The sequence below is a fragment of the Stutzerimonas decontaminans genome, from assembly GCF_000661915.1.
Taxonomy (GTDB): Bacteria; Pseudomonadota; Gammaproteobacteria; order Pseudomonadales; family Pseudomonadaceae; genus Stutzerimonas; species Stutzerimonas decontaminans.
This window is the reverse complement of record NZ_CP007509.1, coordinates 4507330-4526786: the sequence shown is the minus strand read 5'-3', so window position 1 is coordinate 4526786 and position 19457 is coordinate 4507330. Positions and strand designations below refer to the sequence as shown.

18 protein-coding genes are annotated in these 19457 nt (G+C 64.0%); 7 read left to right on the top strand and 11 right to left on the bottom strand.

Annotation, left to right across the window (positions count from 1 at the left end; genetic code table 11):
- Window positions 1-28: 28 nt before the first annotated feature.
- Window positions 29-2101 (bottom strand): ATP-dependent DNA helicase RecG, encoded by a 2073-nt coding sequence (gene recG, locus UIB01_RS20890; protein ID WP_038664819.1) that lies wholly within the window; start codon window positions 2099-2101, stop codon window positions 29-31.
- A 4-nt stretch (window positions 2102-2105) separates the two neighbouring features.
- A complete protein-coding gene (locus UIB01_RS20885; RefSeq protein ID WP_015278820.1) occupies window positions 2106-3026 on the bottom strand; it encodes a hydrogen peroxide-inducible genes activator in 921 nt (306 codons plus the stop codon).
- 134 nt (window positions 3027-3160) lie between these two features.
- On the opposite strand from UIB01_RS20885, the gene UIB01_RS20880 reads away from it, so the two are divergent.
- The 4 genes from UIB01_RS20880 to UIB01_RS20865 all read left to right on the top strand — a co-directional run bounded on the left by UIB01_RS20880 (window position 3161) and on the right by UIB01_RS20865 (window position 6984).
- Window positions 3161-4021: an SDR family oxidoreductase gene (locus tag UIB01_RS20880; protein WP_038664816.1), complete on the top strand. Its 861-nt coding sequence runs from the start codon at window positions 3161-3163 to the stop codon at window positions 4019-4021.
- A 149-nt stretch (window positions 4022-4170) separates the two neighbouring features.
- A complete protein-coding gene (locus UIB01_RS20875) occupies window positions 4171-5343 on the top strand; it encodes a zinc-dependent alcohol dehydrogenase (protein WP_038664813.1) in 1173 nt (390 codons plus the stop codon).
- A 61-nt stretch (window positions 5344-5404) separates the two neighbouring features.
- Window positions 5405-5923, top strand: coding sequence for a hypothetical protein (locus UIB01_RS20870; RefSeq protein ID WP_038664811.1), 519 nt, complete (start codon window positions 5405-5407; stop codon window positions 5921-5923).
- A gap of 128 nt (window positions 5924-6051) precedes the next feature.
- Window positions 6052-6984, top strand: a complete 933-nt coding sequence (locus UIB01_RS20865) for an AEC family transporter (RefSeq protein ID WP_038664808.1) — start codon at window positions 6052-6054, stop codon at window positions 6982-6984.
- A gap of 113 nt (window positions 6985-7097) precedes the next feature.
- On the opposite strand, the gene UIB01_RS20860 is transcribed toward UIB01_RS20865, so the two are convergent.
- Complete coding sequence (locus UIB01_RS20860) at window positions 7098-8045, bottom strand: methyltransferase (protein WP_038664806.1); 948 nt, start codon at window positions 8043-8045, stop codon at window positions 7098-7100.
- Between the two features lie 22 nt (window positions 8046-8067).
- Window positions 8068-9486 (bottom strand): iron-containing redox enzyme family protein, encoded by a 1419-nt coding sequence (locus UIB01_RS20855; RefSeq protein WP_038664803.1) that lies wholly within the window; start codon window positions 9484-9486, stop codon window positions 8068-8070.
- Between the two features lie 186 nt (window positions 9487-9672).
- Between UIB01_RS20855 and UIB01_RS20850 the strand changes: the two genes are divergently transcribed.
- Window positions 9673-9879, top strand: coding sequence for a hypothetical protein (locus UIB01_RS20850; RefSeq protein WP_038664800.1), 207 nt, complete (start codon window positions 9673-9675; stop codon window positions 9877-9879).
- A 166-nt stretch (window positions 9880-10045) separates the two neighbouring features.
- Window positions 10046-10387, top strand: coding sequence for a PilZ domain-containing protein (locus UIB01_RS20845; protein WP_038664797.1), 342 nt, complete (start codon window positions 10046-10048; stop codon window positions 10385-10387).
- Between the two features lie 27 nt (window positions 10388-10414).
- Here UIB01_RS20845 and UIB01_RS20840 read toward each other — a convergent pair whose 3' ends face one another.
- The 7 genes from UIB01_RS20840 to UIB01_RS20810 form a co-directional block, all read right to left on the bottom strand.
- A complete protein-coding gene (locus UIB01_RS20840) occupies window positions 10415-12511 on the bottom strand; it encodes a flagellar biosynthesis protein FlhA (protein WP_038664795.1) in 2097 nt (698 codons plus the stop codon).
- Window positions 12508-13650, bottom strand: coding sequence for a flagellar type III secretion system protein FlhB (gene flhB / locus UIB01_RS20835; protein ID WP_038664792.1), 1143 nt, complete (start codon window positions 13648-13650; stop codon window positions 12508-12510). Before flhB ends, UIB01_RS20840 begins: the two co-directional genes overlap by 4 nt.
- A complete protein-coding gene (gene fliR / locus UIB01_RS20830) occupies window positions 13643-14422 on the bottom strand; it encodes a flagellar biosynthetic protein FliR (RefSeq protein ID WP_038664790.1) in 780 nt (259 codons plus the stop codon). The genes flhB and fliR overlap by 8 nt, the downstream gene beginning before the upstream one ends.
- Before the next feature lie 21 nt (window positions 14423-14443).
- Window positions 14444-14716 carry a flagellar biosynthetic protein FliQ gene (locus UIB01_RS20825; protein WP_014595416.1) on the bottom strand — a complete coding sequence of 91 codons (273 nt, stop codon included), beginning with the start codon at window positions 14714-14716 and terminating at the stop codon, window positions 14444-14446.
- A 947-nt stretch (window positions 14717-15663) separates the two neighbouring features.
- A complete protein-coding gene (fliP, locus tag UIB01_RS20820) occupies window positions 15664-16419 on the bottom strand; it encodes a flagellar type III secretion system pore protein FliP (RefSeq protein WP_038664787.1) in 756 nt (251 codons plus the stop codon).
- Entirely contained in the window at window positions 16416-16787 is a 372-nt protein-coding gene (gene fliN, locus UIB01_RS20815) for a flagellar motor switch protein FliN (RefSeq protein WP_038664784.1), read from the bottom strand. The genes fliP and fliN overlap by 4 nt, the downstream gene beginning before the upstream one ends.
- The gene (locus UIB01_RS20810) at window positions 16784-17623 is read right to left on the bottom strand and encodes a FliM/FliN family flagellar motor switch protein (protein ID WP_038664781.1); all 840 of its coding nucleotides are present in this window, start codon (window positions 17621-17623) and stop codon (window positions 16784-16786) included. The genes fliN and UIB01_RS20810 overlap by 4 nt, the downstream gene beginning before the upstream one ends.
- Before the next feature lie 433 nt (window positions 17624-18056).
- Here UIB01_RS20810 and UIB01_RS20805 point away from each other — a divergent pair, with 433 nt between their 5' ends.
- Window positions 18057-19439: a sigma-54 dependent transcriptional regulator gene (locus UIB01_RS20805; protein WP_038664777.1), complete on the top strand. Its 1383-nt coding sequence runs from the start codon at window positions 18057-18059 to the stop codon at window positions 19437-19439.
- The last annotated feature ends 18 nt before the right edge of the window (window positions 19440-19457 follow it).

Below are 19457 nucleotides of genomic sequence, written 5' to 3'. Positions count from 1 at the left end.
ACGCGGACGTTGCGGCGACGGATGGTTGTCACACCTGGCCGTATTCCTGGCCGTGACGCAGCCAACGTTCGAGTAGTGGGCTGACGTGTTGCGGCCAGCGTGCCAGCAACTCCTGGGCGGCATCGCGCACCGCCGGGAGCAGCTCGGCATCGCGCATCAGATCGGCAACCTTGAACTGTAGGAGGCCGGTTTGGCGGGTGCCGAGCATCTCGCCGGGGCCGCGCAGTTCCAGGTCCTTTTCAGCAATCAGGAAGCCGTCGCAGGTTTCGCGCATGATCGCCAGCCGTTCACGGCCCAGTTGCGACAGTGGCGGATGGTACAGCAGCACGCAATGACTTGCCGCACTGCCGCGGCCGACCCGCCCGCGCAGCTGGTGCAGCTGCGCAAGGCCCAGACGTTCCGGGTTTTCGATGATCATCAGGCTGGCATTGGGCACGTCGACGCCCACCTCGATGACGGTGGTGGCGACCAAGAGCTGCAGCTCGCCGCGCTTGAACTGCTCCATCACCGCGGCTTTCTCGGCCGGTTTCATGCGCCCGTGGATCAGCCCGACGCGCAGCCCGACCAGCGCCGCCGAGAGGTCTTCGAAGGTGGTTTCCGCGGCTTGGCAGGTCAGCTCTTCGGACTCTTCGATCAGCGTGCACACCCAGTAGGCCTGGCGCCCCTCGTTGCAGGCGATGCGTACCCGTTCGATCACTTCCAGGCGGCGGCTGTCGGCGATCACCAGGGTGTTCACCGGGGTGCGCCCCGGCGGCAGTTCGTCGAGGATCGAGGTGTCGAGATCGGCGTAGGCGCTCATCGCCAGGGTGCGCGGGATCGGCGTGGCGGTCATGATCAGCTGATGCGGGCAGAGTCGACCGTCGATGCCCTTCTGCCGTAGCGCCAGACGCTGCTGCACGCCGAAGCGGTGCTGCTCGTCGATGATCACCAGCGCCAGGCGCTTGAACACCACTTCGTCCTGAAACAGCGCGTGGGTGCCGACCACCATCGGGCAGCCGCCGGCGATCTGCTCTAGCGATGCGGCGCGCGCCTTGCCCTTGAGCTTGCCGGCCAGCCAGGCGACCTCGATGCCGAGCGGTTCGAGCCACTTGCTGAAGTTGAGGAAGTGCTGCTCGGCGAGAATCTCGGTCGGTGCCATCAGCGCCACCTGATAGCCGGCTTCCAGCGCCTGCAACGCGGCGAGGGCGGCGACCACCGTCTTGCCGGCGCCCACGTCACCCTGCACCAGGCGCAGCATGGGCTCGTCCTGAGCCAGGTCGTAGGCGATCTCGGCGCCTACGCGCTGCTGCGCGCCGGTCGGGGCGAAGCCGAGGTTGGCGAGAAAGCGCTGCGGCAAGGCTTTCGCTGCTGGCAGCGCCGGTGCCTGCTGGGCGCGCACCCGCTCGCGCAGGCGCTGCAGCGACAGCTGATGGGTCAGCAGTTCCTCGAAGGCCAGGCGATGCTGGGCCCAGTGGCGGCCTTCGGCGAGTTCTTCCAGATTGGCATCGGCCGGTGGGCGGTGCAGGTAGCGCAACGCCTGATCCAGCGGGCCGAGCCGATAATCACGGGCCAGTTCGGCGGGCAACCAGTCCGGCAGGCTGTGCGGCCCGAGACGGCTTAACGCCTGTTCACTGAGGTTGCGCAGGCGCTGCTGGGTCAGGCCTTCGGTGGTCGGGTAGATCGGCGTCAGGGTCTGCTCGACCGGTGCCGGCTCGCCGGTCAGCGCGCGGTATTCCGGGTGGTAGATCTCCAGCCCCGAGGCGCCGGGGCGTGCCTCGCCATAGCAGCGCAGCTGGGTGCCGCGCTTCATGGCTTCCTTCTGCGCCTGGCTGAAGTGATAGAAGCGCAGGCTGAGGGTGCCGCTGCCATCCTGCAGGCGTACCAGCAGACTACGGCGGCGACCCATGACGATATCGGCGCCGGATACCACGCCTTCGATCACCGCATCCTGTCCCGGTCGCAGTGCGCCGATCGGCACCACACGGGTGCGGTCCTGGTAGCGCAGCGGAAGGTGGAAGAGCACGTCCTGCAGGGTTTCCAGGCCGACCCTGGCGAGCTTCTCGGCCAGGGCGGCGCCGACGCCCTTGAGTGCGGTGACCGGAACGGCCGCCAGTTCGCTCATGGCCTCAGGATTTCGCCGCCGTCGGTTTGCCTACCGAGCACAGGCGAATCGAGTCGGCGAGGATTTCGATGGCCTTTGGCCGTGGGAAGCTGGCGCGCCAGGCGATGGCCACGGTACGGAACGGTACCGGCGGCGTCAGCGGGCGGATTTCCAGCACGCCGGGCGAGTAGTGATGGCTCTCCACCGCCGATAGCGGCAGGATCGACACGCCCAGCCCCGAGGCGACCATGTGGCGGATGGTTTCCAGCGAGCTGGATTCCACCGTGGTGTGGCTCGGCGCCTCGCCCTTGCGGGTGGTCGGACAGGCTTCGAGCACCTGATCGCGGAAGCAGTGGCCTTCACCGAGCAGCAGCAGGCTCTTGTCGTTGAGCATCTCGGCGTCGATGGTTTCCTTGGCCGTCCACGGATGGTCGGCCGGCATCAGCACGTAGAAGGGCTCGTCGTAGAGCGGCTTGGTCAGCACGTCAGCTTCCTGGAACGGCAGCGCGACGATGATCGCGTCCAGCTCGCCGGTGCGCAGCTTGTCGCGCAGGATGTGGGTGAAGTTCTCTTCGATGTAAAGCGGCATGTCCGGCGCCACGCGATGCAGCTGCGGAATCAGGTGCGGGAACATGTACGGGCCGACGGTGTAGATGGCGCCGACCTTGAGCGGTGCGGCCAGCTGATTCTTGCCGACCTGGGCCAGCTCGCGGATGCTCTGCGCCTGCTCCAGCACCTTCTGCGCCTGGGTGACGATGCCTTCACCGACCGGGGTCAGGCGCACCGCGCTCTTGGTGCGTTCGAAGATCAGTACGCCGAGCTCGTCCTCGAGCTTTTTCACGCCGACCGAGAGGGTCGGTTGGCTGACATGGCAGCGTTCAGCGGCGCGGCCGAAGTGCTGTTCCTGGGCAAGCGTGACGATATAGCGCAGTTCGGTCAGAGTCATAGTCAGCATCCATCAAAGTGCCTGCAAGCATAGCCTTTTGCGCAGCCCAGAACCAACCAGTCGGCCGTGGCACGAAAGTCGGTACACTCCATTGCATACGGCCCGCTTAGCGGGTGCAACTGAGGGAGCAGAACATGGGCAAGCGCCTTAGCGTATTGATCGCAGGTTGCGGCGACCTTGGCAGTCGTCTCGGCCTGCAAATGAGCCGTGCCGGCTGGACGGTGTACGGCGTGCGGCGTAACGCCGCCGAGCTGCCGGTGCCGATCCTGCCGATCAAGGGAGACCTCGCCGACCCCGCCTGCCCGCGCAGCTGGCCCAATGGCGGGCTGGACTATCTGGTCTACGCTGCCTCCGCCACCGAACATGACGAGGCCGGCTACCGCCAGGCCTATGTCGAGGGGCTGCGCAATGTGCTCGGCTGGCTGCAGCAGCGCGGTCAGCAGCCACGGCGTGTGCTGTTCGTCTCCAGCACCGGGGTGTATGCCCAGCGCGACGGTGAATGGATCGACGAAGCCTCGCCCACCGAGCCCGGCGGTTTCACCGGACAGGTGATGCTCGAGGCCGAACGGCTCGTTCTCGGCAGTGGCGTACCGGCCACCTGCGTGCGCATGGGTGGCCTCTACGACCCGTCGCGGCCCTGGCTGCAGAACCAGGTGCGTGCCGGCTTGCGCGTCGAGCGTGATCCGCCGCAGTACAGCAATCGCATCCATCGTGACGATGCCGCCGGGCTGCTGGCGTTCCTGCTGCAGGCCGACGCCAGTGGTGCTGCGCTGGATGATTGCTATCTCGGTGTGGATGACGATCCAGCACCGCTACACGAGGTAGTCGACTGGCTGCGGGAACTGCTGGGGGTCACCCAATGGGCCGAGCAGAGCATGACCCGCCGCGCCGGTAGCAAGCGCTGCAGCAATGCGCGCGCCCGAGCGCTGGGCTGGAAACCCAGGTTTCCCAGCTATCGCGACGGCTACGCCTCGCTGGGTCGCAATCGGCATTAGTGCAGCCCGTCGGTAAACGGGCAACTCTGCTGCGGCGCTGCTTACTAAATCCCTGACAGCACGCCGCACCGGCCACAGAGGAGCTACAGCGAGGCAGCAAAGGAGAATCACCGAGACGGCGTTTCCGAAACCCGACCAGGAGATTGTCCATGAGAGCCCTCCGCTGGCACGGCAAGCACGACATCCGCTGCGACAACCACGTCCCCGATCCCTCCATCGAAGACCCGCGCGACGCCATCATCAAGGTGTCGTCCTGCGCCATCTGCGGCTCCGACCTGCACCTGTACGACGGCTTCATGCCCGGCATGCAGCACGGCGACATCATGGGCCACGAGTTCATGGGCGAGGTGATGGAGGTCGGCTCGGCGAACAAGAAGCTCAAGGTTGGCGACCGCGTGGTGGTGCCCTTCACCATCGTCTGCGGCGAGTGCGACCAGTGTCGGCGCGGCAATTTCTCGGTGTGCGAGCGCACCAACCGCAACAAGGACATCGCCGACAAGGTCTTCGGCCACACCACAGCCGGCCTCTATGGCTACACCCACCTCACCGGCGGTTATGCCGGTGGTCAGGCTGAATACGTGCGCGTGCCCTACGCCGATGTCGGGCCGGTGGTGATTCCCAATGGGCTGACCGACGAGCAGGTGCTGTTCCTCGGCGACATCCTGCCCACCGGCTGGCAGGCCGCGGCGCAATGCGACATCCAGCCCACCGACACGGTGGCGATATGGGGCGCAGGGCCGGTTGGCCAGTTCGCCATCCGTAGCGCGGTGATGATGGGCGCCGAGCAGGTCATCTGCATCGACAACGTGCCCGAGCGGCTGTCGATGGCCCGCGCTGGCGGCGCCATCACCATCAACTTCGAAGAAGAGAGCGTACTCGAGCGGCTCAAGGAACTGACCCGCGGCAAGGGCCCGGAGAAGTGCATCGACTCGGTGGGCATGGAAGCGCATGCGGCGCGCTCAATCGATTCGATGTACGACCGCGCCAAGCAGGCGCTGATGCTCGAGAGCGACCGCCCGCACGTGCTGCGCGAGATGATCTACGTCTGCCGTCCGGCCGGCATCATCTCGATTCCCGGCGTCTACGGCGGGCTGATCGACAAGATCCCGTTCGGCGCGGCGATGAACAAGGGCCTGACCTTCCGCATGGGCCAGACCCACGTCAATCGCTGGACCGACGACCTGTTGCGGCGCATCAAAGAAGGCGAGATCGATCCGAGCTTCGTCATTACCCACAGCGTCAGCCTCGAGCAGGGTCCGGAGATGTACAAGACCTTCCGCGACAAGCATGACGGCTGCATCAAGGTGGTCCTCAAGCCATGAACCGGTCGCCGATCCCTAAAGTAGGGATCGGCCGAATCACGTTATCGAGCGAGGAGACTTTATGAGCATTCCACGTCAAGTCACCCGGCCCAATCATTCCGCGCGCTCGCTGGCGCGTGGGCTGGGCTGGTTCAGCATCGGCCTGGGCGTCGTCCAGCTGGTGGCGCCGCGGCAGGTTGCGCGTTTCATCGGCATGCCTGGCAGCGACGGGCTGGTCCGCGCCTGCGGGCTGCGCGAGATCGCCACCGGGGTCGGCATTCTGCTGGCGGATGATCCGAAGCCCTGGATCTACGGCCGTATTGGCGGCGATGCGTTGGACCTGGCCGGTCTCGGCTGGAGCATCGAACACGGCCGCGAGCCGGCGAATGCGGCTATTGCCGCCGGCGCGGTGGCCGGCATTACCGCGCTGGACCTGAGCTGCGCCAAGGCACTGGATGAGGAGCGGGTTCCGGCAGTGGAGTGGGACTACAGCGACCGCAGCGGTTTCCCCGGTGGCACTGCGCAGGTTCGTGGCAGCGTCGAAGCCGAGTTCGCCGCCGCGCGGGCTGAGCCTAACGGTTATTCGCCGTCGCTTCACTGAGCTGAAGTCCGGGTCGGACGAGCACAGCCTGGTCGACTCTGTGCGCGACGATCCGCCGCATTTGCTATGGTGGCCGGCCGTTTTGGTCCAGGCCTCGTGCCGCGCCGCCAGTTTGCAGATGAGAGTCCATGTCTTCGGTCGTCAATGTCGTCCTGCCCGTCTTTGCGCTGATCCTGCTCGGTTACCTGTGCCGCCGTAGCGGCAGGATGGGGCCGACCGGCGCCTCCGAACTCAACCGTTTCGTGGTCTGGCTGGGACTGCCGGCGCTGCTGTTCAGCGTCGTTGCCACCTCGACCTGGGAGCAGCTCTGGCAGCCCGGCTTCATCGCGGCGTTTGCCATCGGCTGCCTCGGCGTGTTCGCCTTCACCCTTGCGTATCGCATGCTGCAAAAGCAGCCGCTGGTCGACGCCAGCCTGGATGCGCTAGGTGCCTCCTACGCCAACACCGGCTATGTCGGGATTCCGCTGTGCATGCTGGTGCTCGGCGACGAGGCGCTACAGCCGGCGATGGTCGCCTCGATCGTGGTGGTCTGCGTGCTGTTTGCCATCGCCCTGGCCTGCGTCGAGACCGGACTGCATGCCGGGCAGGGCGTGTTGCGCACGCTGGGTAAGGTCAGTGGTGCGCTGGCGCGCAATCCGCTGGTGATCGCGCCGCTGCTCGGGGCGCTCTGGGCGGCGAGTGGCCTGCAATTGCCGGTGCCGCTGGCGACGCTGCTCAAGCTGCTGGGTGCGGCCGCGGCGCCTTGTGCGCTGGTTTCGCTGGGGCTGTTCCTCGCCCAGCCGCAGCCGGGAGGCAAGGTGCAGGGGGTCTGGCCGCTGGTGGGGCTGAAGCTGGTGGTGCAGCCGCTGATCACCTGGTATCTGGCTTTTCAGGTATTCGAGCTGCCAACGCTGTGGGCCTATTCGGCACTGCTGCTCAGCGCGCTGCCCACTGGTACCGGCCCGTACATGCTTGCCGAGTTCTACGGCCGCGAAGGCTCGCGGGTCTCGCGCGTGGTGTTGCTCTCGACGTTGGGCTCGCTGATCACCTTGTCGCTGATTCTGGTGCTGCTGCCGGTCTGATATGCGCGCTCACTTTCGCGTGGATAAGCCTGCGGCGTTATCCACCCTACGCCTGGCCGATCGCAGCGTGGAAAACCGCGAAGCGTTTTCCACGCGCCAACCTCCGCCTACTGTCAGCCCATCGCCCGCGTCACTTCCAGCACCACGGCCGCAATGCGATCGCATTTGACGTAGGCGCCACCCAGCAGCTCCTCGCCAAACACGTCCGGGTCGATTTCGCGGTAGCCCCATTGCAGGTCAGTGCGTTCCAGGCGCTGGCGTACCTCGGTCAGGAAGGGGTCCTGGTTTTCCAGCATCGCCACGCCGGTGTACAGCAGCAGCGTGCCGCCTGGAGCCAGGCGGGCGAGTGCCGCGTCGAGAATGGCGAGAGACAGCCCGGCGCCAAGCGGTCCACCGCCGTGGCGATAGGCGCGCTGATCGGCGTCGACCAGATAGGGCGGGTTGGCCAGGATCAGGTCGAACTCGCCCTCGGCCGCACTCAGCAGGTCGCTGTGCATGGCGCGCAGGTTGTCCGCCCCAGCTAGCGCCGCGTTGATGCGCGTCAGGCGCAGCGCCTCTGGGTTGATATCCACCGCCAGCACCTCGGCATGGGGGCGCGCCAGGGCGGTGAGGATCGCCCCGGCACCCGAGCCGCAGCCGATGTCCACCACGCGGCGGATCTCGCCGGCGTGCTGGTTGAGGTGACAGCGGATGGCGCTGGCGAAACGGTAGGTGTCCGGGCCGAAGAACACCGCATCGCTGGCTTCGGTGGGAAATGCCGAATGCAGGAATAGCTGACCGTCGAGGCTGGACAGGCGCACCTTGGAGCGCCAGCGCGAGCCGTGGGGTTCCAGTACATCGGCCTGATCCATCAGGCTGAACAGCGGTGGTGGCAGCAGTTCGTGCTGGAATGGGCGACTCCAGCCGAACACCCCAGGCAGGTCTTCGGCGAGCGCATTTTCCGGGCGCTGGTTGACCCGTTCATGGGTCAGCGGCGTGGGGGTGATGAAGTGATAGCCGCGGTCCCGCAGGGCCTGGCCCAGGTGCAGCAGCGCGCGGTCCTGCGCATTGTCCATGGTCATCGTTGCTTTCCTTGGTGGTGCCTCAGTTGAAAAGTCCGTTGAACAACCGCGTGGCCAGCAGACCGGCGGCGCTGTGGTGCCGCTGCGGGGCGAGCAGTGGCAGCAGCAGCCGCATGCGCGCGGCGCGATCGGGCAGACGCGCCACCTGCTGCTCGAGCAGCTGCAGTTCCTCGTCGAAATCGTTGCCGGCGGCAGCCTCAGCCGGTTTTGGTGCACTCTCCTGCGGCACGCGGCGGGTGTTGAACAGCGCCTGCCGCTGCAGCAACGCACCGCGCGGGCTGCGCTTGCCTTCTGGCTGCCAGTCGGCGGCGATCCAGTCATGGATCATCTGCTGCTCGTAGGCGCTGAAGACGCCGAACATCGGCGCCTGTTCGCCGACGATGAGCTGCCAGAAGCGGCTCTCGTGTGGGTCGTGGCCACGCTTGATCCAGCCGCGCTTGTCCAGCACGGTGAGGAACTGTTGGACGTCCTCGGCCAGCCACTGATTGACCGTGCGGCCTTCGAAGCGGCAATAGTCCGAATGCACGAACTGGCCGACCGCGGCCTTCTTCTCAAAGATGCGCTGTACCTCGGCGGACAGATCGAAGTCACCGATCACCGAGACGGTGCTGGCGCCGAGGTCGTTGAGCCGGTAGCCGTCGCGCACCCGTCGATAGAACTCAGCGCTGTCGCCAACTTGCGGCAAGGCGTCCAGCACGCCCTGCACGGCCTTCCTCGCGTGGCCGTTGTCGGCATTGTCGACGGTGACGTGCAGGGTGAAGTAGTAGGGGTCGATGCCCAGTTCGGTCAGCTCGTAGGAGGTGATCAGCAGGTGCAGCGGCAGCTGTTCGTAGCCCAGGTTGAAGCCGATCACTTCCGGCAGGAACTGCTCGGCGTGCTCGGCCAGCGCAAGCTGGATGGCGCCCTGGACGAAATGCTCATCGTCGAGCTCCTGCCAGTCGTCGCAGCCCTGATTGGCCAGCAACTTGCGATAGAGCACCACGTGGTTTTTCTCCGGAAGGCCTTCACCGAGCTCTTCCAGGTAAGTCTGGATCAGTGCGGTGAAACGTGCGTCGTCCCAGCGCTGCAGCAGCCCGTAGAGCCAGGCGCCATCGACCAGCTTGGTCGGGGCCACCCCGCGCAGAAAATGCAGCGCATGGGCCTTGCTGGCGAAATAGCGACGTGCTCCCCCGGCCCGGCGCTGATCCAGGTACGCCTGATACTGGCGCCCGACCGTTTCGGTGCGTTGCATGACCCAGGCATCCAGCTCTGCTGGGTGTTCCGGCAAGTCACAGGGCAAGGCGGCAGCGGCATCCAACTGCAGGCGCAGGTAATCCGCGGCACTGTCGCGCGCGTGCTGATCAACCTCGCGCAGAAGGGCGAAGTACAGCGCCCGAGACGGCTGGTCCGGCTCCGGATTGATGGCAGGGGTGATCGGCAGGCTGCGAGAATTCAGTTGCATGGTTCTGTTCTATGGCAGGTTCTAGTCCAGTTTTGGCTGCCAGCCCGCTGGTTTAGTTCAGCTGCCCCGCCGAGCGGCCATTGGTCCAGAAAGCCGGCTTGGTCTTGCAACTTCCGCCGGCGAGGCACTTCCTAAGCCAGAGGAACCCCGGATGGGCCGGGGCGCCGTTACAACGAGGAGCGCGTGATGAGCGAGAATGAACAGGGCCGCGAAAGCGTCGAGTCCATCGATCAGACTGGCGCCGCCCACGAGCAGAATCCGGAGACCACCTCCACCCAGGGCGAGGTCGCCGGCGGCGATGAAAGTGATGTGCCGGGCGGCGCCTACAACGTACCGCCGGGGCTGGCCGATGAGGTGAGTGAAGAGCAGGCCCAGGGCGAGCCGGAGCGCTAGCTTTGGTGGGCAGCGGTGTGACGGATGTCACGGGGATGATCGGCAGGGCGCTATGAGCTTAACTACAGCGGCGATCCGGTCGCCTGCTGGCTCTATACACTGCCAGCGACCGCGGTAGCGGAGCCTTCCGTGCCGCGGCACCGATCCATCTGCCCGAGCAACGGACATGCGCCAGCACAGCCGCTTCAGCTTCCGCCACATCAGCAGCATCCAGGTCACCAACCGGCTGAACGGCGAGCCGATGGGCTATGTCGCCGATCTGTCGCTCGGCGGGTTGCGCCTGGTCGCCAAACAGCCGCTGGCGGTGGGCGGTTGCTACGAGATGGTGCTGCATGTGCCGGGGCACGGTGAGCGGGTGCGACAGATCGAGGCGGTGGTGATCTGTCAGTGGTCGCGCAAGGACTCGCGGCGCGACAGCTTCGAAATGGGCTTCGCCCTCGATCGGCCGTCGGCGGAGTTCACTGCCATGGTGGCCGAGCAGCTGCCGCGGCGGCGCAAGGTTTACTGACCCTCGCGCCGCTGCGGGCAGCGCGGCTCAGCCGAGCGTGCCGAGGATATTCACGCCGACCCGGTCGGGGATCTCGTTCTGCGACAGCACGTGCAGGCCCGGACTGAACACACGGGCGTAACGCGCCAATAGTGGGCGCAGCTGCGGCATTACCGTGAGGATCGGCGGGTGACCGTCCTTGCGCAGTTTTTCCTTCACCACCGGCATGCTGTTCTGCAGCTGATTGAGCAGGCTTGGCTCCACCGGAATGTTGTCCAGGCTCACCGGCCCGGCCTGCTGAGCGATGGCCAGCGCATTGAGCAAGGTGTTTTCCAACGCATTTTCCAGCACGAACACGCCCAGTTCACGACGGTCGCCGGCGACCATCGAAACGATACTGCGGCGCAGTGCGTAGCGCACGTCGGCGGCCAGCAGCACCGGGTCCTTGGTGGTTTCGCTGCATTCGAGCAGGGTGCTGGCGATGGTCTCGATGTCGCGCAGCGGCACTTCTTCCAGCAACAGCTGACGGTACACGCGCATCTGCTGGGTGTAGCTCAGGGCGTTCTTCAGGCTTTCGGCAAGTTTCGGCGCCTGCACGGTCAGGCGCTGCATCAGGTGCTCGACGTCGTCGTGCTTGAACAGATCCGGCAGATGCTCGCGGATCACCTTGTTCAGATGCGTGGCGATGACGCTGGCGCAGTCGATCACCTGATAGCCGAGGTTCAGCGCCCGCGACTTGTCGGTCGGCTGAATCCACACCACCTGCATGCGATAGGCCGGGTCGGTGCCGAGGATGCCGTCGATCTCGCCATACAGCTCCGGCGAGGGAATCGCCATCAGGCGGTCGGCATGCAGCTCGGCGCCGTCGATCTTCTCGCCGTTGATGTAGATGTCGTACTGCGAGGCCTTGAGCCTGAGGCTGTCGCGGATCTGCACTTCCGGCAGCAGAAAGCCCAGATGCTCGGAAAGCGTCTGCCGTACACCGCGTACGCGTGCCGGCAATGGCGCCCCGGAGGCCTCGTTGACCAGCCCGACCAGCTTGTAGCCGAGCGATACCGACAGCCGCTCGACCAGCGGGATGTCTTCCCAGGCCAGCGATTGCGCCTTTTCCTTGTCCATCGCCTGGCCGATGGCCTGGATGTCCTTGAGATCGGCACCGGCGGCTGGTGGCTCGTGCAGCGATACGCGCCAGGCGATGAAGGCGATCAGTGCGGCGAAACCGATGAATGCCAGGTGCGGCATGCCCGGCACCATGCCGAGCACGAAGAGAATGCCGGCCACGGTGTACAGCGAGGCCGGGTTGGCCAGCAGCTGGCGCTGTACCTGGCTGGTGATGTCGCTGGATTCATTGATGCGGGTGACGATGATTGCCGCCGCGGTGGACAACAGCAGCGCCGGAATCTGCGCCACCAGGCCGTCACCGATGGTCAGCAGGGCGTACTGTTTGAACGCCTCGCCGGCGCCGAGATCATGGACGAACACGCCGATGGCGAAACCGCCGAAGAGGTTGATCAGCAGGATCAGGATGCCGGCGATGGCATCGCCGCGGACGAACTTCGACGCGCCGTCCATTGCACCGTAGAAGTCGGCTTCCTTGGCCACTTCCTGGCGCCGCGCCTTGGCATCTTCCTGGGTCAGCAGGCCGGCATTGAGATCGGCGTCGATGGCCATCTGCTTGCCCGGCAGGGCGTCCAGGGTGAAGCGCGCGGTGACTTCGGAGATGCGCTCGCCGCCCTTGGTGATGACGATGAAGTTGATGATCATCAGGATCACGAACACCACCAGGCCGACGATGAAGTTGCCGCCAATCACCACCTCGCCGAAGGCCTCGATCACCTTGCCCGCCGCGCCGGTGCCGGTATGGCCTTCGAGCAGCACAACGCGCGTCGAGGCGACGTTCAACGTCAGACGCATCAGCGTCGTGACCAGGATCACCGTGGGGAACAGCGAGAAGTCCAGCGGGCTCTTCGACGACACGCTGACCAGCAGCACCAGCACCGCCATGGCGATGTTGAAGGTGAACAGAATATCCAGCAGCTGCGGCGGCAGCGGCAGGATGATCATCGCCAGAATCGACAGAATGATCAGCGGAATGCCGATCCGTCCGCTGCGGAATGTGGGCGTGAGTTTCTGAATCAGGCTCATGAGCGCGCTCGGTTGAACAGTTCTTCGGGGATGTGGATGTTGCTGGCCAGCGCCGGTTTGCTTTCCCGGCGGCCCTGTTTCCAGGCCTTGAGCTGGAGGATGTAGGTCAGCACGTGAGCCACGGCGGTGTAGAGCGGCGCCGGAATCTGCTGATTGACCTGAGTGCTGTAGTAGATGGCGCGGGCCAGTGGCGGCAACTCGAGCACTTCGCGTTGATTGGCCTGGGCCATCTTGCGGATGTACAGCGCCATCTCATCGACACCGCGGGCGATCACGAATGGTGTTTCGGCCTTCTTCGGGTCGTACTTGAGTGCCACGGCATAGTGGGTCGGGTTGACGATCACCACGTCGGCCTCCTTGATCACCTTGGTGATCTGCCGTTGTGCCAGTGCGCGCTGCAGTTGCTTGATGCGCGCCTTCACCTCGGGTCGACCTTCCTGGTTCTTGTGCTCTTCCTTGCGCTCCTGCTTGGTCATGCGCATTTTCTTCAGGAAGAAGAAGCGCTGTAGCGGGATGTCGATGAAGGAGAACAGCACGAACACCAGCAGCAACGAAATCGCCAGGTCGAAGGTCAGCGAGAAGGCACCGCCGATGGCGTTGAAGATATCGGTGCGCTGCAACGCGATCAGCCGCGGCGCCGCGTAGTAAAGCTGCCAGGCGGCGATGCTGAGCAGGGCGGTGATCTTCAGCAGCGACTTGGCGAGCTCGCTCCAGTTCTGCGCGCCGACCATCCGCCCCAGTCCGGTGATGGGGTTGAGCTTGCTGAACTTGGGCGCGAAGTTCTTCGAGGCGAATACCCAGCCACCCGGCACCAGGGCGAAAACGATGACCAGGATCGGCGTCAGCAGCAGTGGCAGCAGCACGCTGATGAACACCAGCAGGTTGTGCAACAGGATCACCTGCACATCGTCGATGCCGATCTCGCTCTGCTGGAAGTTGATGTAGGAGTAGCTGAAGCTCTGTTGCATGCCGTCGAGGAACAGCCCGGCGCTGAGCTTGAGCAGCAACAGCGTGGCGAGCAGAGAGACGGTGGTGGCCACGTCCTTGGAGCGGGTGACCTGGCCGTCGTCGCGGCTCTTCTTGAGTTTCTGCTCGGAGGCCTCTTCGGTCTTTTCCTGACTGCTGTTCTGCTCAGACATGGCCGCTGCTCCTGAGCAGTACGCCGATCTTGTCCAGCAGGTCGCGGGTCAGGTGCAGGTAGGCCTCGGCGAGGTTCGGCAGGGTCAGGTAGATCAGCGACAGCCCGGCCAGGATCGCCATGGGAAAGCCCAGCGAGAACAGGTTCATCGCCGGCGAGATGCGATTGAGCAGGCCGAAGCAGAACTGCACCAGGGTCATGCAGAAGACGATCGGCAGGGCGATCAGCAGCGCCGCCGAGATCACCCAGGCCATAGACCAGGCGATGGTCTGCAGGCCGTCGTAGAACAGCCCGCTGCCGATCGGCCAGTAGACGAAGCTCTGGTAGATGATGCTCACCGTGACCAGATGGCCGTCGATAGCGAAGAACAGCAGCGCCAGCAGGATGAAGTACAGCTGGTAGATGATCGACGCCGAGGACACGCCGTTCATGGGGTCGTTGAACACCGCCATGGACAGGCCGAGCTGGGTCGAGACCACGTCACCGATCAGGGTGAACACGGTGAACACCAAGAGCAGCGCCAGGCCCAGCAGCAGGCCCATGGCGATCTGCTCGATGGCAGCCAGCATGCCAGCCAGCGACAGCGGGTCGAGATTGGGCGGCGTCGGCAACGCCGCGCCCAGCACCAGGGTCAGCGCCAGCGCCAGGAGGATGCGCACACGCACGCTGATCGCCTTGTGACTGAACATCGGCGCCAGACTGAACACGGCCATGATCCGGCAGAACGGCCACCAGTAGGCGAGCAGCGATTGCAGGTATTGGCCGGCGTGCATCAGGGGATCGTTGGGCATGATTCAGCCGACCAGGCGACCCGCCTGCTGGAAGGTTTCGATGAACAGATCGCTCAGCGTGCGCAGGATCCAGTGCCCGGCGAACACCAGCATGCCGAGGGTGATCAGCAGGCGCGGGAGAAAGCTCAGCATCTGTTCGTTGATCTGCGTGGCGGCCTGGAAAATGCTGATCAAGAGGCCGCCAAGCAGGCTCGGCACGATCAGTACGCAGACCACCAGGACGATCACGTGGATGGCGTTGGAGACGATATGGACGGCGGTGTCGGGGGTTAGCATTGGGGCACCTGGAAGGTGGTTTGCGCGCCGCTTGGCGTTGCGGCGTGCAAAGCGTTTGGGCTTTGGGTTCGCTGAGTGAGCCCTATTGGCCTAGTTGGCAGGCGCATTGGTTTCGCCCTGCTGGGCGAGTCCCTTTTGGCAGTCGCCCCAAAAGGAACCAAAAAGTATTGCCCCTCCATCCGGGTCTCGCTGCGCTCGACTTCCCTCATTCCATCCACGCTCCGGGGGCCGGCGTACAAGGGCCATCCATGGCCCTTTACGCCTCTCGCGGCATCCATGCCGCTCGCTCCCCTCCACGCGGATTCCATTCGGCCTACTGAAAGGGGCGTCTGGTGTCGCCTGTCAGGCCGTGCGATGCAAAAGCAGCTTTGGCCGCAGGCAGGCTCCGTAGGGTGGAAAACTGCGAAGCATTTTCCACCGCAATCGGCGCGGCAATCGGTATCGAAATTTGCCTTTGAATATCGGTGGGTAAGCTTCGCGTTACCCACCCTACGATCCTGGTGGCGCCTGGCAGGCCGTGCGCGTAGGAACAAGCGAAGCGATTTTTTGCGTTCGTTGCTTGGACACTTCCAGGCACCTCGGTCCTTAATCCCCTTCAGGAGGCCGAGCGTAGGCGTTGCGTAGGGGGTCGCGAGGCATGGATGCCGAGCGAGGAGCGATGGGTCAGGGATGGCCCTTCGCGACGACCCCCGGAGCAGCGCCGAAGCGAGGGAAGTTTTGCTCAGCAAAACCCGGATGTAGGGGTGGCCTTCTTTTTGGTTACTTTTTCTTGGCCAGACAAGAAAAAGTGACGCGCCGTGCAAGGCGCAACCTGTAGTTCCAGCCGAGGAAAGCGTGGCGCCGAATACCGATGTCAGAGCCGGCAAAGGCAAAGCTTCGCGGCCAAAGCACACTGCCTCCCCATTCCCCAAGCCCCACCACCCGGCCAACGCTTTCATCCCCGTCACCTAAAACGGCTGAATACTGGTGGTCAACGTCCCCATCAACAGCGCCCAGCCGTCAACCAGCACGAACACCATCAGCTTGAACGGCAGCGAAATCATCATCGGCGAGAGCATCATCATGCCCATCGCCATCAGCACGCTGGCCACCACCAGGTCGATCACCAGAAACGGCACGAAGATCATGAAGCCCAGCTGAAATGCAGTCTTCAGCTCGCTCAGCACGAACGCCGGCAGCAATAGCGAGAAGTCCAGCTCGTCGAGGTTTTCCGGCAGTTCCTCGCCGGCCAGGGCCACCATGGTTTCCAGGGAGTTCTTGTTGGTCTGCGCGAGCATGAAGCCGGCCAGGCTGCCCTTGGCCGAGTCCAGCGCCTGTTCGAGGGTGATTTCGTCGTTCTGGAATGGCTCGTAGGCCTGGCTGTGGATGTCCTGCCAGACCGGGCGCATCACCAGCAGGGTGACGATCAGGGCGATGCCAATCAGCACCTGGTTCGGCGGGCTCTGCTGCAGGCCGATGGCCTGGCGCAGGATGGCCAGCACGATGATGAAGCGGGTGAAGCACGTCATCATCATCAGCATCGCCGGCAGGAAGCCGAGCAGGGTCATGATGATGAGGATCTGCAGCTTCACCGAGAATTCCTGCCCGTTCTCGGTATCGTTCAGGTTGAACAGGGTGATCTCACCGCCAGCGGCCTGGGCTGCCAGAGGCATCAGCCCGATCAGCAGCAGGCCGAACAGGCTCAGGCCGCGACGCAGGTTCATGGCGTGAAGGCGTCCAGGCTGGTGCCGGACAGTTCGACGATGCGCAGGCCGTAGTTGCCGTTCATCACCACCACCTCGGCCTTGGCGAAGAGGGTGCCGTTGACCTTCACGTCCAGGGGTTCGCCAGCCAGTTTGTCGAGCATGATGACGCTGCTGGTATCGCAATCCATCAGCTCCTTGAGGGAGATCTCCGCGGAGGCAACCTCAAGGGTGACGTTCACCGGAATCTTGCCGAAGAAGCTCAGATCCTGGCGCGGTGCAGGTGCGGCGGCCGGAGCCTCGAGCGCCGGAGCGTCGACCGCATCCAGGCTGAGGTCGCCTTCGTTGATGAGGTTTTCGAATTCGTTGTCGGAAAGATGGCCGTTCATTGGGTGTTCACGCTTTCAAGTGAAGTAAGGAACAGGGCCCCGTCCTCTTCGAAGATGGTGCCGCGATAGAGCTTCTGCTGGTTGATGCGCACTTCGTAGCGGTCCAGCGGGCGCAGCATCAGGATGTCGTCGAGCTGCAGCGCGAGTACCTGCGCCAGCGGCATCTGCGCCGACGCGACCACGCAATCGAGGCGCACCGGCAGGTGCTTGATGTGATCGATGGGATTGCCCGGCAAGCGCGCCGGAGCCGGGCCGGCGAGGCGGCTGGTCAGCTCGTCGACCAGATCGGTATCCAGATAGATGTAGATCGAGGAGCGACTGCCGGTGATATGGCTGATGTACTCGTACTCGGCGACATACTCCCAGCTGGCTTCCTCGTAGTCGTTGCGATAGCTGTCGAGCTTGCCGAACGTCTCGCCGGACAATATCGAGCGCGCAAATATATCGGTGATGTCCATGCCCAGACGATTGCGCATCCGTTGCTCGGACGTACTGATCGGTGGCGTGTCCTGGCTGGCGACTACCGTGCCGCCGTAATAACACTCCAGGGCTTCTGTAAGCAGTGCGCGATCAATTGAAAAACCAACTTTGCCCATGGCCGAGCGATAAATGCAGTCCGGCTCTTCGCTGCGTTCTTCCTGAACATCGATCCTGTTCAGTTCGAGATTGATCCGATAGTTACGCAGGAAGTAATCGCCAATCAGGCGCGGGTTCTTGTTGGTGCTTTCCTTGATGTACTGCGGAATCTTGTGGTGATGCCGTCCCAGCTTCTGCGGTTTCAATACAGTCAGGCTTTGGGCGGGCACGCCATGGTGGACTTTTGAATTGCCAGTCATGTTGTGAACTGTATTTCCTGGGGTCGGTGAACACGGTGGCGTTGCCGCTGGCCGTGCATGCAGATGATTGGCTGGCAGGCACGGGTGTTTTCCCGGGCACGGCTCTAGCGTGCCGCCATCCTAGGCCTGGGCGCGTGAGGGGGTTAAATCAAGAGATATCAAATGAGCTTTTTTGAGCCCATCAGGCATTCGTTGATTTCAATTAAGCAGAACTGATTGGGGCGTTGATCCGGCGTCCTGATAGCGTGCGCGCACTTGTCCGGGAAGTGCCGTTGGGAAAATCGCTTGGATGGCGAAGTTGCCTTGCAGAAGACGGCCGTCACTTCCGGAAAATTAAATCTTTTTTCTTCCGCTTTTTTTGGCGTCGTGCTGTGTCTCGGCAAGGCAATACCAGAAGGGCAAGGTGGTCACATTGAAAAGTGTCAGTCAGGCAATGAATTACTCATGCGACGAGCTATTCGATGAATTGCCGGCGAAGAAGGTCGCGATCATCGGAAGTGCGCAGGAGCCCGCTTGCGATTTTCTCCAGGCCGGGTTGCGCCGACAGGGCTGCAAAGTTAGCCGTTACGATGCTCTGGATGGACTGGGTAGAACCGAGTTCGATCAGTTTTCCCTGATGTTCGTTGTTGTCGGTAGTTTGCCGGCACGTTCCTTATATGCGCAGGTAGAAGCACTGACGCGCCGGGCGCGCAATCTCAGCGTCATTCCGGTGGTTGAATACGCCGATCAGGAAAGGGCGGCAGCGCTGCTCGAGATCGGTTGCGTCGATTACTTGCTGTCGCCTTTCAGTGAAGCCCAGTTGGCTGCATTGCTGCGCCGCCAGGTCTGCGCCGAGACCGCCCAGGAAAGCTTCGTCTCCTGTTCCCAGGCCGGCCGCCGGCTGCTGGCCATGGCTCAGCGCGTTTCGCTGACTCGCGCGCCGATCCTCATCACTGGCGAGACCGGTACCGGCAAGGAGCTGATGGCGCGCTACATCCATCGCTTCTCCGCCAGCCCGGATGCTCCGTTCATTGCGGTCAACTGCGCGGCAATTCCCGAGCAGATGCTCGAATCCATTCTCTTCGGTCATGAAAAGGGCGCCTTCACCGGTGCGGTGAGTGCCCAGCCCGGCAAGTTCGAGCTGGCCAACGGCGGCACCCTGCTGCTCGACGAGATCGGCGAGCTGCCGCTGGGCCTGCAGGCCAAGCTGCTGCGCGTGCTACAGGAACAGCGTGTGGAACGTCTGGGTGGCCGGCGCGAGATCGAACTGAACGTGCGCATCATCGCCGCGACCAACCGCGATCTGCAGCAGGAGGTGGCCGAGGGCCGCTTCCGTGCCGACCTGATGTTTCGCCTCGACGTGCTGCCGTTGCATATCAGCCCGCTGCGCGAGCGCAAGGAAGATGTGCTGCCGCTGGCGCGTCGCTTCATCGGCAAGTACGCGCCGCAGGAAGCCCATGACGAGCTGCTCACCGAGGACGCTTGCCGCGCGCTGCTGCAGCACGACTGGCCGGGCAACGCCCGCGAGCTGGAGAACACCGTGCAGCGTGCGCTGGTGCTGCGCAACGGCCTGTTCATCCAGCCGCAGGATCTCGGCCTGGCGGTACCTGCCGCCGCATCGGTCCGGGTCGAGAAGCCGCTGACCCTCGCGGCCGAAAACGGCAAGGCGGCGCTGCGTGCCAGCGGCAAGTGGGCCGAGTACCAGCATGTGATCGACACCATTCGCCGCTTCGACGGCCACAAGACCAAGGCCGCCGCGAGCCTGGGCATGACCTCACGCGCCTTGCGCTACCGCCTCAATGCGATGCGCGAGCAGGGCATCGAGCTGAATTTTTGAATGATCGGGGGAGAGCAA